The organism is Oceanicella sp., assembly GCF_056449545.1.
The window spans coordinates 1-15,055 of record NZ_JBWOMN010000091.1 but is presented as its reverse complement, the minus strand read 5'-3'; the positions used below and the strand labels follow the sequence as shown (position 1 = coordinate 15,055).

General features: G+C 70.3%; 13 protein-coding genes, 1 tRNA gene and 2 pseudogenes. 11 read left to right on the top strand and 5 right to left on the bottom strand.

The window, feature by feature from the left end:
• The 4 genes from AC1HC7_RS12710 to AC1HC7_RS12695 all read left to right on the top strand — a co-directional run.
• On the top strand, positions 1 to 552 hold a 552-nt coding region (locus tag AC1HC7_RS12710; protein WP_479499071.1), incomplete at its 5' end, for an EF-hand domain-containing protein.
• 148 nt (positions 553 to 700) lie between these two features.
• The gene (locus AC1HC7_RS12705; RefSeq protein ID WP_479497807.1) at positions 701 to 1,285 is read left to right on the top strand and encodes a sigma-70 family RNA polymerase sigma factor; all 585 of its coding nucleotides are present in this window, start codon (positions 701 to 703) and stop codon (positions 1,283 to 1,285) included.
• A 91-nt stretch (positions 1,286 to 1,376) separates the two neighbouring features.
• A complete protein-coding gene (locus AC1HC7_RS12700; protein ID WP_479497806.1) occupies positions 1,377 to 1,934 on the top strand; it encodes a hypothetical protein in 558 nt (185 codons plus the stop codon).
• A 46-nt stretch (positions 1,935 to 1,980) separates the two neighbouring features.
• Positions 1,981 to 2,520, top strand: coding sequence for a periplasmic heavy metal sensor (locus tag AC1HC7_RS12695; protein ID WP_479497805.1), 540 nt, complete (start codon positions 1,981 to 1,983; stop codon positions 2,518 to 2,520).
• Positions 2,521 to 2,731: 211 nt separating this feature from the next.
• On the opposite strand, the pseudogene AC1HC7_RS12690 reads toward AC1HC7_RS12695, so the two are convergent.
• The 3 genes and pseudogenes from AC1HC7_RS12690 to AC1HC7_RS12680 form a co-directional block, all read right to left on the bottom strand.
• A pseudogene (locus AC1HC7_RS12690) lies at positions 2,732 to 2,818 on the bottom strand (hypothetical protein); the annotation flags it as partial.
• Positions 2,819 to 2,880: 62 nt separating this feature from the next.
• Positions 2,881 to 3,126, bottom strand: a pseudogene (locus tag AC1HC7_RS12685) (HupE/UreJ family protein); the annotation flags it as partial.
• Between the two features lie 374 nt (positions 3,127 to 3,500).
• A complete protein-coding gene (locus AC1HC7_RS12680) occupies positions 3,501 to 4,886 on the bottom strand; it encodes a PleD family two-component system response regulator (RefSeq protein WP_479497804.1) in 1,386 nt (461 codons plus the stop codon).
• 323 nt (positions 4,887 to 5,209) lie between these two features.
• On the opposite strand from AC1HC7_RS12680, the gene AC1HC7_RS12675 reads away from it, so the two are divergent.
• The 5 genes from AC1HC7_RS12675 to AC1HC7_RS12655 all read left to right on the top strand — a co-directional run bounded on the left by AC1HC7_RS12675 (position 5,210) and on the right by AC1HC7_RS12655 (position 11,984).
• Positions 5,210 to 5,488 (top strand): DUF3572 domain-containing protein, encoded by a 279-nt coding sequence (locus tag AC1HC7_RS12675; RefSeq protein ID WP_479497803.1) that lies wholly within the window; start codon positions 5,210 to 5,212, stop codon positions 5,486 to 5,488.
• A gap of 83 nt (positions 5,489 to 5,571) precedes the next feature.
• Positions 5,572 to 7,650: a DNA primase gene (dnaG, locus tag AC1HC7_RS12670; protein ID WP_479497802.1), complete on the top strand. Its 2,079-nt coding sequence runs from the start codon at positions 5,572 to 5,574 to the stop codon at positions 7,648 to 7,650.
• Positions 7,651 to 7,771: 121 nt separating this feature from the next.
• A complete protein-coding gene (gene rpoD / locus AC1HC7_RS12665; protein ID WP_479497801.1) occupies positions 7,772 to 9,811 on the top strand; it encodes an RNA polymerase sigma factor RpoD in 2,040 nt (679 codons plus the stop codon).
• A gap of 81 nt (positions 9,812 to 9,892) precedes the next feature.
• Entirely contained in the window at positions 9,893 to 10,297 is a 405-nt protein-coding gene (locus tag AC1HC7_RS12660) for an NUDIX hydrolase (RefSeq protein WP_479497800.1), read from the top strand.
• Between the two features lie 118 nt (positions 10,298 to 10,415).
• On the top strand, positions 10,416 to 11,984 hold the full coding sequence (locus AC1HC7_RS12655) for a DNA recombination protein RmuC (RefSeq protein ID WP_479497799.1): 1,569 nt from the start codon (positions 10,416 to 10,418) through the stop codon (positions 11,982 to 11,984).
• Positions 11,985 to 11,988: 4 nt separating this feature from the next.
• Here AC1HC7_RS12655 and AC1HC7_RS12650 read toward each other — a convergent pair whose 3' ends face one another.
• A complete protein-coding gene (locus tag AC1HC7_RS12650) occupies positions 11,989 to 13,200 on the bottom strand; it encodes a BaiN/RdsA family NAD(P)/FAD-dependent oxidoreductase (protein ID WP_479497798.1) in 1,212 nt (403 codons plus the stop codon).
• A 169-nt stretch (positions 13,201 to 13,369) separates the two neighbouring features.
• Positions 13,370 to 13,456 (bottom strand) — tRNA-Leu (locus AC1HC7_RS12645).
• A gap of 113 nt (positions 13,457 to 13,569) precedes the next feature.
• Between AC1HC7_RS12645 and lipB the strand changes: the two genes are divergently transcribed.
• Positions 13,570 to 14,367, top strand: a complete 798-nt coding sequence (gene lipB / locus AC1HC7_RS12640; RefSeq protein WP_479499072.1) for a lipoyl(octanoyl) transferase LipB — start codon at positions 13,570 to 13,572, stop codon at positions 14,365 to 14,367.
• 157 nt (positions 14,368 to 14,524) lie between these two features.
• Positions 14,525 to 14,944, top strand: coding sequence for a c-type cytochrome (locus AC1HC7_RS12635; RefSeq protein WP_479497797.1), 420 nt, complete (start codon positions 14,525 to 14,527; stop codon positions 14,942 to 14,944).
• Positions 14,945 to 15,055 lie beyond the last annotated feature (111 nt).

Below are 15,055 nucleotides of genomic sequence, written 5' to 3'. Positions count from 1 at the left end.
CACATGGGCGGCATGATGGGCGGCGGCCACATGGGCGGCATGATGGGCGGCCACATGGGCGCCATGATGGGCGGCGGCGAGGGCATGATCGACGAAGCCTTCGAGCGCCTCGACGCCGACAAGGACGGGCGCATCACCAAGGAGGAAATCGCCGCCGCGCCCATGGCGCGATTCAAGAAGGCCGACGCGGACGGCGACGGCAAGGTCACAGCCGACGAGATGAAGGCGGCGATCGCCGCGCGCATGGCGCGCCGGGCCGAGCGCATGGCGGCGAAGATGATCGAGCGCGCGGACGCGGATGGCGACGGCGCCCTCAGCGCCGAGGAAATGATGTCGGCCAGGCGCGGCGATCACGGTGGCGGCATGGGCGGCGGCATGGGCGGCAAGCGCATGGCCCGGATGTTCGATCGCTTCGACGCCGACGGCGACGGCGCCGTCACCCGCGCCGAGGCCGAGGCGGGCGCCAAGGCCATGCGCAAGCGTCATGGCGGCGGCATGGGCATGGGCCGGTCCCATGGCTATGGCAATGACGGCGACGGCGATGACGGCTGAAGCCGGCCGGGGTCCCGTTCCGCTGGACTGATCCGTGGCGGTCGGCGACACTGCTCCGCCGTTCCCGGCCTGGCGCGCGCCGCGCGGGGTCGGGGCGTTCGCCGGGCCCGTTCGGTCCGGCTGCGAGCCGAGGGAAACGGGGAGGCGCATGCCCATGCCGTTCGACGCCTCATCCGCAGACAGTGGCGCGGATGACGACGCCCTGATCGCCCGCTACGCGGCGGGCGATCAGTCGGCGGCGCGCATCCTCGCGGCGCGCGCGACGCCGCGCGTGCTGGCGCAGGCGCGGCGCATGCTGGGCGACGCGGCGGAGGCCGAGGACGTGACCCAGGAGGCCCTGCTGCGGCTGTGGCGCCAGGCGCCGAACTGGCGGCCGGGCGAGGCGAAGGCCTCCACCTGGCTCTACCGGGTGACGGCGAATCTTTGCGTCGACATCCTGCGCAAGCGCCGCCGGCTGTCGGACGAAGCGGCGCCGGAACTGGCCGACGACGCGCCCTCGGCGCTGGAGCGGATGTTCGAGGCCGATCGTCGCGCGGCGCTGCGCGACGCGATCAAGGCGCTGCCGGACCGTCAGCGCGCGGCGCTGGAGCTGCGGCATTTCGAACAGATGTCCAATCCCGACATCGCCGGTCGGCTGGATGTGAGCGTCGAGGCGGTTGAAAGCCTGCTGGCGCGCGCGCGCCGGGCGCTGGCCAGGACGCTGACCCCGCAGCGGCGGCGGTTGGGGCTGTGAACCGGGGCGAAGAACCTGCGACGGCCCCGCGGGGCCGGACGCGCCGGGGCGCGGCGATGAAATCGACGGCAGGCAAGAAGGAGGCGCCGTGATGGAAGACGAAATGACGGACCAACGCTTCGCCGATCTGGCGCTGCGCCATGGCGGCGATCTGGATTTCTGGCCGGCGGGTCTGCGCGCCGCCGCGCGCGCGGCGGTTGACCGCTCCGCCGCCGCGCGCGCGGCGTTGGCCGAGGCGCGCCGGCTTGACGCCGAAATCGCCGGGGCGCTGGCGGCATGCGCGGCGCCCGCCTCCGTTGAAAGCGCGGCTTCGCCATCTGCGGCGCTGATGGCCCGGATCCTCGCCGACGCGGCCGCCATGTCGCCGGCGCCGGTCGCATCGCCGCCGCGCGAAAAACCGCAGGCGGCGATGCAGGCGGCGCGGCTGGCGGCCTGGCTGCGAGGCCTGTCGCCCGGCATGCTGCGCCCGGCGGCCTTCGCCGCCAGCGCCTTCGTCGGCGTCGCGCTTGGCTACGCCGCGCCGACGGCGCTGACCTCGACCCTGCTGGAGGCGGCGACCGCGCCGGCGCTCGGACAGGATTACCTCACCGCCGAATTGCTGCCGGAGATCGACGCGCTGCCCGCCGCCGGTCTGACCCCGGATCCCTGAATGCCAGAACCGGATCCGCGCCGCCGGATCCAAGGAGACGCCGACCATGGCCAACCGACCGGAAATCGCGAGCCCCGCCGGCGCCGGGGCGAAACCCCGCCGCTGGGTGACGATCGCGCTGGTGGTTTCGGTGTGCCTCAACCTGCTGGTGCTGGGCGCCGGGGTCGGGATGGTCATGCGCATGGGCGGGATGTCCCACGCCGAACTGCCCTCGGGCTTTGACCGCATCACGCTGTATCAGGTTTTTCACGCGCTGCCCGATGCGGAGCGCGACGCCGCCTACGCGCTGCTGCGCGATCGGCGCGGCGAACTCGATGCCTTGCGCGCCGCCCAGAAGACCGCGCGCGACGAGATCGCCGGGGCATTGGAGGCGGATCGCCTCGACGCCGCCGCGCTGGCCGCGGCGCTGGCGCGCACCCGCGAGGCGGAAGCCCGCAGCCGCGCCATGGTGGATGCGGTGTTCGTGCGGTTCATGGGCGGGCTGGAGGCCGACACCCGGCGCCAGATCGCCCGGCGGCTGCGCCATCGCCCTGAATTCGGGCACATGATGGGCCGCCGCGACCATCGCGGCTGGCGCAAGGACTGAAGCGCGCCTCCGCGGCGAGACGGGCCCGCGCGCCCCGCGTTCAGACCCCGGCGAGGCGCTGGATCACCCAGAACGCCGCCAGGCCGCCGATGGCGTAGGGCGGCGCGGCGGCGAACCAGGGCCGGTTGGCGATCGCCGGCCGCCGCGCCGCCATGCGGCCCAGCGCCATCAGCGCGGCGATGAAGGCCAGCTGGCCCGGTTCGACCCCGACATTGAAGAACAGCAGCGCGATCGGGATGGCGCTTTGCGGCAAACCGATCTGCGCCAGCGCGCCGGCGAAGCCGAACCCGTGCGGCAGCCCGAAGGTGAAGGCCTCGACCCACGGGCGGCGCGCGGTGAGCCCGGGGCTCCCTGACGGCCATGCATGATCTCCGACGCCACGAACATGATGCTGAGCGCGATGGTCGCCTCGGTCGGCGGGCCGGGCGGATTGACCAGGCCCAGCGTCGCCCCGGCCAGGGTCAGGCCGTGCGCCGGGGTGAAGGCGGTGACGGTGACGATCAGCCGGCGCGCGCCCTTGACCGGCAGCAGCAGCGCCAGCACGAAGGCCAGATGGTCGATGCCGCTCAGGATATGCCGAAAGCCGAGAACCAGATAGGCGCGCACCGCCTCCAACCCGCCGGGCTGGCGCGGCGCCGTGAAAGCCGGCTCGCCGGGCGTGAGCCGGGGGGTCGGCACGCCGCCGCCGGGCAGTTCGTGGCGCACCAGCACGTCGGTGCTGGTCTGCGCCAGCCCGTCGATGCGAATCTCGCCGCCGGCGATGCCGCCGGGGCAGGTCGCGATCCAGCGCGCCACATAGGCGGCGCCGCGCAGGGCGATGGCTGCGAAACCGGCCGATCGGATCCCGGTCGCCGCGCGCCGCAATCCCGGGCGAACGCGTTTGTCGGGGCGCAAGCGTCGTCTTGCGCATCGCCGCCTGCGGCCGAGGACGCTTTGGCCATGCGGCGCGGGGTATGGCGGGGCGCGAGCGGCGGCTGCGCTCAGGCCGCGTGGCTGAAGGACACCCGGTTGCGGCCCGCGGATTTGCTGCTGTAGAGCGCCGTGTCCGCGCGATCGATCAACCGATTGCCGTCGTTTTCGCCAATCGTCGCCATGGCGACGCCGATGCTGACGGTGACATTGATCGTTTCCGCGCCATTGTCGATTTCAAACGGGCTTTCCACCACCGCCTGGCGCACGCGCTCGGCGGCGGCGGCGACCTCCTCTTCCGAGGCGTCGGGCATGGCCACGAAGAATTCCTCGCCGCCCAGACGCGCGGCGAGATCGGCGCCGCGCACATTGGCCTTCAGGCGGCGCGAAAATTCCCGCAGCACCTCGTCGCCCGCCGCGTGGCCATAGGTGTCGTTGACCATCTTGAAGCGGTCGAGATCGAGCATCATCGCCCCGAGCGGCATCCCCGCCCCGGAGCATTGGCGCAGCATCCCGTCCAGATGGGTGGAGGCGTAGCGCCGGTTGAACAGCCCGGTCAACGGGTCGGTGACCGCCATCATCAGCCCGTCGCGCACCGAATCGCGCAGATGATCCGAATAGCGCTTGCGCCGCAGCTGCGAACGCAGCCGCGCCACCAGCTCGGTCATGTCATAGGGCGCGAACAGATAGTCGTTGGCCCCGAGATCGAGCCCGGTCGCCGCCGCCTCGGCGTCGCCCTCGGGCACCATCAGCAGGATCGCGCTCTGGCGCGTCGCCGGGCGGGCGCGCAGCGCCGAAACCAGGCGCAGCCCGTCGGCGGCGCCGGGCAGGCGGCGTTCCACCAGCATGGCGTCGGGCGGGTCGAGCAGGGCCTGGGCGATCATCTCGCGGTCGTTTTCGGGCAGGCGCACCCGCACGCCGAGCGCGTCGCGCAGGTGCTGCGCGCGCTCCGCCGCGGCCACCGGATCGGCGCAAAGCATCATCACGTCGCTGCCCCGCGCCGCGTCGTTGAGCAGGTCCGGGCGCGGCGCGTCGATGCCGAGCGCGGCGGTGGTTTCCTCGCGCAGGCGCAGTTCGTCGATCATCATCTTCATGCGCAGCAGGTTGCGCACCCGGGCGTTCAGCTCCAGTTCGTTGAACGGCTTGGACAGGAAATCATCGGCGCCGGCGAGCAGTCCGCGCACCCGTTCCTCGGCGGTGTTGAGCGCGGTGATCATGATCACCGGAATATGCGCGACGGCGGGGTTGCTCTTGAGCTGACGGCAGACCTCGTAGCCGTCCATGCCGGGCATCATCACGTCGAGCAGGATAAGGTCGGGCTCCTCCTCGGCGCAGATTTCCAGCGCGTCGGGCCCGTCGGACGCGGTGAGCACGTCGTAATAGCTGGCCCCGAGACGCGCGGCGAGCAGCATTCGGTTGGTTGCCACGTCATCGACGACCAGGATGCGTCCAGTCATGCTGCACTCCCGCTATGCGCGCCGACCGCGACGCGGCTCCCACCAAAATAACGTCCCTGACCGGGTCATCGGCTTTTGCGCGACCGCCGAAATCGACGCCCGCCGCTTGCCTGAGCCGGTGATGTCTGCACCCTCAGGCGACAATGCGGATTGGACATGAAATTTGTTAACGAAGCATTACCGGGACAGCCCGGACGCGCCGGCGCGGGCGGTGACCCGGGCGGCTGGACGGGGGGGCTGGACGGGGCGGCTGGACGGGGCGGCTGGACACGGGGCATGGGATGGTCGAGAACCGGGACCGGAAGCGGAAGGCGGAGGATGCCATGAACCGGGATGCGGCGGAGCGGCTGGCCATCGAGGCGCTGGGCTGGATCGCCGGGCAGGAGGACGCGCTTGGCGGGTTTCTGGGCGCCGCCGGGGCCTCGGCCGACGATCTGCGCGCCCGGGCGGGGGAGCCGGAATTCCTCGGATTCGTGCTGGATTTCCTGCTCGGCGACGAATCGCTGCTGATCGCTTTCTGCGACGCTGCGGGCGCCGCCTACGACGCGCCCATGCGCGCCCGCGCCGCGCTGCCCGGCGGCGACATGCCGAACTGGACCTGAGCATGGCGCCGGATCGCCGCCCCCGCGCATCGCAGGCGCACGCGACGCCTTGCCGATTCGTCCTGCGGGGGCGATAGTCCGGCATGTCCCTGCCCCCCGGATTCCTCGAAGAGCTGCGCGCCCGCGTCGGCCTGGCCGACGTGGTCGGCCGCAAGGTGACGTGGGACCGGCGCAAATCCAATCCCGGGCGCGGCGACTGGTGGGCGCCCTGTCCGTTTCATCAGGAAAAGACCCCATCGTTCCACGTCGACGAGCGCAAGGGATTTTATCACTGCTTCGGCTGTCAGGCGAGCGGCGACGCCATCACCTTCCTGCGCGAAATCGAAAACATGTCCTTCATGGAGGCGGTGGAATCGCTGGCCGGCGAGGCCGGCATGACCCTGCCCGAACGCGACCCGGCGGCGGCGGCGCGCGAGGATGCGCGCAAGGGGCTTGCCGAAATCATGGAGATCTGCGTGCAGTTCCTGCGCCTGCAGCTGCGCGCCGGGCGCGGATCGCAGGCGCGGGCCTATCTGGCGGGGCGCGGGCTCGACGAGGCGGCGCAGGGGCGTTTCGAGATCGGCTACGCCCCCGACGACCGGCACGCGATCCGCGATCACCTGGCGGAAAAGGGCGTTTCGGCGCAGATGATGGCGCAAACCGGCATGGTGATCGCCCCCGATGACGGCGGCCGGCCCTATGACCGGTTCCGCGGGCGCATCATGTTCCCGATCCGCGATCCGCGCGGGCGCTGCATCGCCTTCGGCGGGCGGGCCATGGATCCGAACGCGCGGGCCAAATACCTGAATTCGCCGGAGACGCCGCTGTTCGACAAGGGGCGCTCGCTTTACAATCACGGCCCGGCGCGGGCGGCCTCGGGCAAATCCGGGCGGCTGATCGTCGCCGAGGGCTACATGGACGTGATCGCGCTGGCGCTGGCCGGGTTCGAGGATGCGGTGGCGCCGCTGGGCACCGCGGTCACCGAGGACCAGCTGCGGCTGATGTGGCGCATGGCCGACGAACCGATCATCGCGCTCGACGGCGACAAGGCGGGCCTGCGCGCGGCGATGCGGCTGGCGGACATGGCGATGCCGCTGCTGGCGCCGGGCAAGACCCTGCGGTTCTGCATGCTGCCCGAGGGGCTGGACCCGGACGACCTGATCAAGACCTCGGGCGCGAACGCCATGCAGGCGCTGCTCGACGGCGCGCTGCCGCTGGTCGAAATGCTGTGGCGGCGCGAGACCGAGGGCCGGGATTTCGACAGCCCCGAGCGCCGCGCCGCGCTGGACCAGCGGCTGCGCGCGGCGCTGGGGCGGATCGGCGATCCCGGCCTGCGCCGCCATTACGGCGAGGCCGTCGCCGAACGCCGGCGCGCGCTGTTCCGCCCGGCCCGCGAAGACTGGCGGGGCGATTGGCGGGGCGATTGGCGGGGCGGGCGGGACGCCCGGGGCGGGCAGGGGGGGCGCCTGCAGGGTTTCGGCGAGCGTCAGGGCGGGTTTCGCCAGGGGCGGCGCGGTCAGGGCGCGGCGGGCGCGATCGGCTGGGGCGGCCCCTCGACGGAACTGAAGGCAACGGCCCTGGCCATGGGCGCGGCGACCGGCGATTCGCGCGGTCGCGAATGCGCCATCCTGCTGGGCATGATCAATCACGCGGCGCTGGCCGACCGGTTCGAGGACCAGCTGGCGAGCGCGCATTTCGCCCATCCCGACCTCGCGCGCCTGCGCGACGCGATGCTGATGGCGCTGCCCGCCGCGCTGGAGGCGCCCGAGGCCGAGGCCAGCGACGCGCTTTGCGCCGAACTCGCGCGCCTGCTCGGCGAGGACCCGCTGCCGGAGCTGCGCGCCGCCCGGGCCATCGCCGCGACGCCGGGGCTGGCGAAGGGCGCGGCCCCGGACATCGCCGCCGCAACGCTGGCGGAGGCCTTCGCGCTGCACGGCGTGCAGCCCTCGGTGCAGGGTGAGATCGACAACGCCAATCGCGAGCTGTGCGTTGAGAACGGCGACGAATTCACCCACCGATTCCGCAACGCCATGCGGGTGCGCGATTCGGCCGGCAAAGGCGCCGCGGGCGCCGAATCCGCGGTCGCCGAGGCCGACCAGGCGTTGCAGGATGAGCTTCGGGCCTTACATGAGGCCCGTATATGGGTAAAGAAGCCTGCAAAGAATCGACGCGGCGATACGTGATTCGTTTTGCGAATCGCCTATATGCTGGCAGATGGACATTCATGCGTCCGATTGCGGCGGTCGCGCTTTGCGCGCGACCCTGATTTCGGCATCCGGCGCGCATCGGAATTCGGAGACCTACATGGCGGCCAAGGACATCGAAGAGACCAAGGACGAAGACCAGGCGGAAAACGCCGGCCCGATGCTGGACATGAGCCAGGCCGCGACCAAGAAGATGATCGCCACGGCCAAGGCCAAGGGCTACATCACCATCGACGAGCTCAACAAGGTGCTGCCGCCCGAACAGGTGTCCTCCGAGCAGATCGAGGACGTGATGTCGCTGCTTTCGGCCATGGGCGTCAACGTGGTCGAGGAGGAGGAGAGCGACTCCGAAGAGGTCGAGCCGGTCTCCAAGTCCAAGGAGGTCGCCACCACCACGACGACCAGCGAGACCCTGGATCGCACCGACGACCCGGTGCGCATGTATCTGCGCGAGATGGGCTCGGTGGAGCTGCTCAGCCGCGAGGGCGAGATCGCCATCGCCAAGCGCATCGAGGCCGGGCGCTCGACGATGATCGCCGGGCTGTGCGAAAGCCCGCTGACCTTCCAGGCGATCACCATCTGGCGCGACGAGCTGCTCGAAGAAAAGATCATGCTGCGCGACGTGATCGACCTCGAAACCACCTTCGGCGCCCATATGGAGGAGGACGAGGAGGAAACCGTCGTCGCCCCCGTCGCCGCAGACGGCGCGCCTGCCGCCGACGCTCCGGCCCCCGCCGCCCACGGCGCCAACGGCGCCTCGGCCCCCGCCGCACAGACCAACGCCGCACAGACCAACGCCGCCCAGGGCGAGGCCGCCCAGACCAATGGCGCTCAGCAGGATGACGACGAGGAAGAGGACGAGCAGGCCAATCTGTCGCTCGCCGCCATGGAGGCGGCGCTGAAGCCGCGCGTGCTGGAGATGCTCGACCGCATCGCCGACGATTACGAAAAACTGCACGCCATGCAGGACAGCCGCATCTCCGCCGCGCTGAGCGAGGAGCAGGCGTTTTCCGCCGGGCAGGAACTGGAATACCAGCGCCTGCGCTCGGAGATCGTCGAACTGGTCAACGAACTGCATTTCCACAACAACCGCATCGAGGCGCTGATCGACCAGCTTTACGGCATCAACCGCCGCCTGATGTCGCTGGAGGGCGTGCTGGTCAAGCTGGCCGACCAGAACAAGGTCAACCGCAAGGAATTCATCGCGGAGTATCGCGGCTCCGAACTCGATCCCGGCTGGATCGACCGGGTCGGCGCCCTGAAATCCCGCGGTTGGGCGGCGATGGTCGAGCGGTCGCGCCAGCGGCTCGAGGACACCCGCACCGAGATCGGCGAGATCGGCCAGCATGTGGGCGTCGACATCCCCGAATTCCGCCGCATCGTGCAGACCGTGCAGAAAGGCGAAAAGGAGGCCCGCATCGCCAAGAAGGAGATGGTCGAGGCCAACCTGCGTCTGGTGATCTCCATCGCCAAGAAATACACCAATCGCGGCCTGCAGTTCCTGGACCTGATCCAGGAGGGCAACATCGGCCTGATGAAGGCCGTGGACAAGTTCGAATACCGCCGCGGCTACAAGTTCTCCACCTACGCCACGTGGTGGATCCGCCAGGCGATCACCCGTTCCATCGCCGATCAGGCGCGCACCATCCGCATTCCGGTGCACATGATCGAGACCATCAACAAGCTGGTGCGCACGGGCCGCCAGATGCTGCACGAGATCGGCCGCGAACCGACGCCCGAGGAACTGGCGGCCAAGCTGCAGATGCCGCTGGAAAAAGTCCGCAAGGTGATGAAGATCGCCAAGGAGCCGATCAGCCTCGAAACCCCGATCGGCGACGAGGAAGACAGCCAGCTCGGCGATTTCATCGAGGACAAGAACGCGGTGCTGCCGCTGGATTCGGCGATCCAGTCGAACCTGAAGGACACCACGACGCGGGTGCTCGCCTCCCTCACCCCGCGCGAGGAACGGGTGCTGCGCATGCGTTTCGGAATCGGCATGAACACCGACCATACGCTCGAAGAGGTCGGCCAGCAGTTTTCCGTGACCCGCGAACGCATTCGCCAGATCGAGGCCAAGGCGCTGAGAAAGCTCAAGCATCCGTCGCGCAGCCGCAAATTGCGCAGTTTTCTTGATGGGTGACGCGCCGGGCGAAGCGGCGATCGAGATCCGCAGGGGGCCGCGCATCGCGGCCCTTTTCGCGTTCGCGGCCCGCGACGCGTGATGGGCGAGACCGTGATCCGCTTCAGCGACGTGATTCTCTGGCGCGACGGCAAGATCCTGCTGGGCCTGCGCAGCGCCGCGCGCGCCATCTACCCCAGCCTCTGGGCGCTGCCCGGCGGCCATGTGGAGCCCGGCGAGACCGGCGCCGAGGCGGCGATCCGCGAATGCCGCGAGGAGCTGGGCGTGCGCATCGCCGCGCCGAAACGCCTTGGCGGCTTTGACATGCGCGAAGGGCCGGCGCTGTTTCGCATCGGCGTGTTTCTGGTCCGCGACTGGGACGGCGTCCCCGCGGCGCTTGGCGACGAACATGTGCGGCTCGACTGGCTGGCGCCCGACGCCGCGGCGGCGATCGACAACCTCGCGCTGGACCAATACCGCGCCTTCTTCCGCCGGCTCGCCGGGTGATCGCCTGACGCGGGCGCCCCGGCGCCGGGCGTTGCTTCGCGGTTGCGCTTGCCGTCGGCGGCGGTAGGTTGGGCCATGGCCCCGCCCGCCCCGATCAGCGCCAAACGCGGAGACTTCCATGCCGTTTCAGGAGCTTTACCCGGTCATCGCCGGTTTCGCGGCGCTTCTGGCGCTTGTCGTCGGCCTGTTCGTTCTGGGTCAGCGCCGCAAGGAGATCGCCGAACTTGGCGCCCGGTTCTACAAGGCCGAGACCGCGCGCGCCCATGCCGAGGCGGCGCGCGCGGCGCTGGAGCGCGAGACCGCGACGCTCGCCGCCCAGCTTGACGGGCTCGACGACCGGCTGGCCCGCCAGGAGGCGGCGCAGGCCGAGGAGCGCGCGGCGGCGGCGCGGCTGGCGGCGGCGCGCGACGCGGCCCTGACCGCCCATGCCGGGCTCGAGGCCTCGACGGCGGCGCTGCAGCGCGCGCTTGACGCCGAGCGCGCCCGCGCCGAGGCCGCCCGCGCCGAGACCGCCGAACTGCGCGACCGCCTGTCGGCGCTGGACGCGACGCTCGCCGCGCGCACCGAAGCGCTGCGCCAGGAACGCGAGGCCGCGGCGCAAAAGCTGGCCCTGCTGGAAAACGCCCGCGAAAGGATGGCGCTGGAATTCAAGGATCTCGCCGATCAGGCCCTGCGCCGCCATGGCGAGGATTTCAAGAAATCCAACGAGGAAAAGCTGACGCTGGTGCTGGCCCCTCTGAAGGAGCATCTGGGCGGTTTCGAGCGCCAGCTGCGCGAGGTGCACGCGGCGGCCGCGAGGGAGCGCCACGAACTGACGGCCGAGATCAAGTCGCTGACCGCGCGCAGCGAGGCGGTGTCGCGCGAGGCGGAAAACCTCGCCCGGGCGCTCAAGGGCGACAGCCAGAAACAGGGCGCCTGGGGCGAGATGATCCTCGCGTCGCTGCTGGAGCAATCCGGCCTGCGCGAAGGCGAGGAATACGAGGTGCAGGTGCATCACCGGGCCGAGGACGGTCGCGCCCTGCGCCCCGACGTGGTGGTGCGCCTGCCCGAAAACAGGTCGCTGGTGATCGACAGCAAGGTGTCGCTGACCGCCTATGAGGAGGCGGTGAACGCCATCGACGACACCGCCCGCGCCGCCGCGGTCAAGCGCCATGTGGTTTCGGTCCGCGGCCATATCGATGCGTTGTCGGCCAAGGATTACCACCGGCTCGACGCCGGCGCGGCGGATTACGTGATCATGTTCATGCCCATCGAGAGCGCCCTGTCCGAGGCCCTGCGCGCGCGCGGCGATCTCACCGCCTACGCCGCCGAGAAGCGGGTGATGATCGCCACCCCGACGACGCTGATGATGACCCTGCGCACCATCGAGAACGTCTGGACCGTGGTGCGGCGCAACCGCAACGCCGAGGAAATCGCCAGGCGCGCCGGGCTGCTCTATGACAAGGTGGCGAATTTCGTCGATGACGTGAGCGCCGTCGGCGCGCATCTGGACAAGGCGCGGACCGCTCATGACTCGGCGCTGGACAAGCTGTCGCGTGGGCGGGGCAACATGCTGGGCCAGTTGGAGAAACTGAAGGATCTGGGCGCCCGCAGCCAGAAGAGCATCGGCGTGGAGTTCGACCCGGAGCCGGCGGAGCCCGAGGCAGCCCCCGAGCCGCTTGCCGCCCCGCGCGAGCGGTTGCAATAACGGTTCAGACCGCCTGACCCGCCGCCCAGCCGCTGGACCACGCCCATTGGAAATTGTAGCCGCCGAGCCAGCCGGTCACGTCCACCGCCTCGCCGATGAAATGCAGGCCGGGGACGCGCGTCGCCTGCATGGTTTTCGAATTCAGCTCACCGGTGTCGACGCCGCCGAGCATGACCTCGGCGGTGCGGTAGCCCTCGGAGCCCGCGGGCGTGACGCGCCAGTCCTTGACCGCCCCCGCCAGCGCGCGCAGGCGCTTGTCCGACAGATCCGCGAGGTTGGCGGTCGCGCCCTGCGCGGCGGCGATGTGCTGGGCGAGACGGCGCGGCAGATGCAGCGCCAGCGCGGTTCGCGCCGCCTGGCGCCCGTGACGGCGCCGCGCGTCGCGCAGGATTTCGAACAGCTCCAGCCCGGGGGCGAGGTCGATGGCGATCTCCCCGCCCTCGCGCCAATAGGATGAAATCTGCAGGATCGCCGGGCCGCTCAGCCCGCGATGGGTGAACAGCAGCGCGTCGCTGAAGCGGGTCTTGCCGCAGGCGATGCGCGCGTCGCAGGCCACCCCGGCCAGCGGTTTCAGCGCCGCCAGGGTCGCCGGTTCGAAGGTGAGCGGGACCAGCGCCGGGCGGGTCTCGGTCAGGCGCAGCCCGAATCTGCGCGCGAGGTCGAGCCCGAAACCGCTGGCGCCCATCTTCGGAATGGCCTTGCCCCCGGTCGCCACCACCAGTTTGCGGCAGCGCAGGGTCCCGGCGGCGGTCGGCACCGCGAACCCGTCGCCGTCGCGCGTCACCTCGCCGATTTCGACCCCCAGCCGCAGCGTCGCGCCGGCGTCGCGCAGCTCGTCGGTGAGCATGGCGACGATCTGGCGCGCCGAACCGTCGCAGAACAGCTGCCCGCGCGCCTTTTCATGCCAGGCGATGCCGTGGCTTTCCACCCGGGCCAGAAAATCCGCTGCGGAGAAGCGTTTCAGCGCCGAGACGCAGAAGCGCGGGTTCTGCGACAGGAAATTGCCGGGGCCGGCGTTGAGATTGGTGAAATTGCAGCGTCCGCCGCCGGAGATGCGGATCTTTTCCCCCGGCGCCCGGGCGTGATCGAGCAGCAGCGTCGCGCGCCCGCGCCGCGCCGCCTCGATGGCGCAGAACATCCCCGCGGCCCCGGCGCCGAGCACGATCGCGTCGAAGATCGGGGCGGATGCGGGCGCGGGGGGCGGATCAGCCGGCATGGTTTTCCGGGACGACGGTTTCGAGGACGACGGTTTCGGGGACGACGGTTTCGGGGACGACGGTTTCGGAAGCGGGGATCCCCCGGGCGATTTTTCGATCGGGCCGGGGCGGGGACGCGCGGCGGCGTCCCGAATGGCGATCCAGAACCAACATGCTGTCCAGAAACAATGGTGCGGTCGAGAAGACTCGAACTTCCACGGGTGTTACCCCACAACGACCTCAACGTTGCGCGTCTACCAATTCCGCCACGACCGCATCTCGTGTGGAGCGGCGTATATCAAGGGGGTCCGGGTTTGTGAAGGCCGGATTTCGCCGCGCGGAGTTTTCCCGCGAGGCTGAGACTCGACGCCGGCGCCGGCAGCGATTACCTGTGCGGGCGAAGGTCGCGCCGCGGCGTCGCGGCGCGCGGCCGGAACCGGGAGGCGGCAATGGTCGAGTGGCGCATATCCGACGGGCTGACGCCGTATGAGACGGCGCTTGAATTCATGGAATCCCGGGTGGCGGCGATTCGCGCCGGGGCGGCCGATGAATGCGTCTGGCTGCTCGAACACCCGCCGCTTTACACCGCCGGGACCAGCGCGCGGCCCGAGGATCTGACCGACCCGGACCGGTTTCCGGTGTTCGAGGCCCGCCGGGGCGGCCAGTACACCTATCACGGTCCCGGCCAGCGGGTCGCCTACGCGATGCTCGATGTGGGCGCGCGCGGTCGCGACGTGCGCAAGTTCGTCTGGCGGCTGGAGGAATGGGCGATTCGCGCGCTGGCGGCCTTCAACGTGACCGGCGAGCGGCGCGAGGGCCGGGTCGGAGTCTGGGTGACGCGGCCCGACCTCGCGCCCGGCGCCCATGGCGCCGGCGCCGGCCCGCCCGAGGCCAAGATCGCGGCGATCGGGGTGCGGCTGCGCAAATGGGTCAGCTATCACGGGATCTCAATCAATCTTGACCCGGATCTGTCTCATTTCGACGGTATCGTGCCCTGCGGCATCACCGGCTACGGGGTCACCAGCCTCGTGGATCTGGGGATTCCGGCCTCGATGCCGGATCTCGACATGGCGCTGGAGACCGCGTTCGCGGAGGTTTTCGGCGCCGATCACGGGGCCGATCACGGGGGCGGCGCGCGCCGGGTCCCGGCCTGGCGGGGCGATAGGGGCCCTGGCGGGGCGAAGTGAAGGACAAGGCGCGCCCGGGCGCCGGAAAATAACTGCGGCGGCGAGGGATTGTCGCATACACTTCTCGACCGAAGGCCCTATTATCCCGACCCAACGCCTTGACCCTCGGGCGAAGACCACCATGACGACCCTGATACAGCAATCAATGGAGTAGCAAATGTCCGCTCGCATCCTGTCGATCCTTTCCGCCGTCGCGCTGACGGTGACCGCCGTCGCCGCGCAGGCCGAAGGCGACGTCGCCAAAGGCGAGAAAATCTTCAAGAAATGCAAGGCGTGCCATACGATCAAGAATGGCGACGAGATGATCTACAAGGGCGGCAAGGTCGGTCCGAACCTCTACGGGGTGGTCGGGCGTCCGGCGGGGTCCTACGAGGGCTACAAGTACAGCAAGGACATGAAGGCCGCCGGCGCGGCCGGACTGGTCTGGGACGAGGAGCTGATCTCTCAGTTCATCAAGGACCCGAAGAAGTTCCTGCGCGCCTATCTCGACAACGGCAAGGCCAAGTCGAAGATGTCCTACAAGCTCAAGAAGGGCGGCGACGACGTGGCGGCTTTCCTGGCCTCGGTCGCAAAATAGGATCGGCGCCCGGCGCCCGGCGCGCGCGGCGATCCCCACGGGGGCCCGCGACGGTTTGCGCATTGGCCACGGGGCGTTTGAAGCGCAAAAGACGGGGCACCCCCCCGGGGT

Coding starts and splice junctions, on each gene's coding strand:
- AC1HC7_RS12700 (WP_479497806.1), top strand. CDS start 1,377: ATGGAAGACGAAATGACGGACCAACGCTTCGCCGATCTGGCGCTGCGC.
- AC1HC7_RS12650 (WP_479497798.1), bottom strand. CDS start 13,200: ATGCCGGCTGATCCGCCCCCCGCGCCCGCATCCGCCCCGATCTTCGAC.
- rpoD (WP_479497801.1), top strand. CDS start 7,772: ATGGCGGCCAAGGACATCGAAGAGACCAAGGACGAAGACCAGGCGGAA.
- dnaG (WP_479497802.1), top strand. CDS start 5,572: ATGTCCCTGCCCCCCGGATTCCTCGAAGAGCTGCGCGCCCGCGTCGGC.
- AC1HC7_RS12695 (WP_479497805.1), top strand. CDS start 1,981: ATGGCCAACCGACCGGAAATCGCGAGCCCCGCCGGCGCCGGGGCGAAA.
- AC1HC7_RS12655 (WP_479497799.1), top strand. CDS start 10,416: ATGCCGTTTCAGGAGCTTTACCCGGTCATCGCCGGTTTCGCGGCGCTT.
- AC1HC7_RS12675 (WP_479497803.1), top strand. CDS start 5,210: ATGAACCGGGATGCGGCGGAGCGGCTGGCCATCGAGGCGCTGGGCTGG.
- AC1HC7_RS12705 (WP_479497807.1), top strand. CDS start 701: ATGCCCATGCCGTTCGACGCCTCATCCGCAGACAGTGGCGCGGATGAC.
- AC1HC7_RS12660 (WP_479497800.1), top strand. CDS start 9,893: ATGGGCGAGACCGTGATCCGCTTCAGCGACGTGATTCTCTGGCGCGAC.
- AC1HC7_RS12680 (WP_479497804.1), bottom strand. CDS start 4,886: ATGACTGGACGCATCCTGGTCGTCGATGACGTGGCAACCAACCGAATG.
- AC1HC7_RS12635 (WP_479497797.1), top strand. CDS start 14,525: ATGTCCGCTCGCATCCTGTCGATCCTTTCCGCCGTCGCGCTGACGGTG.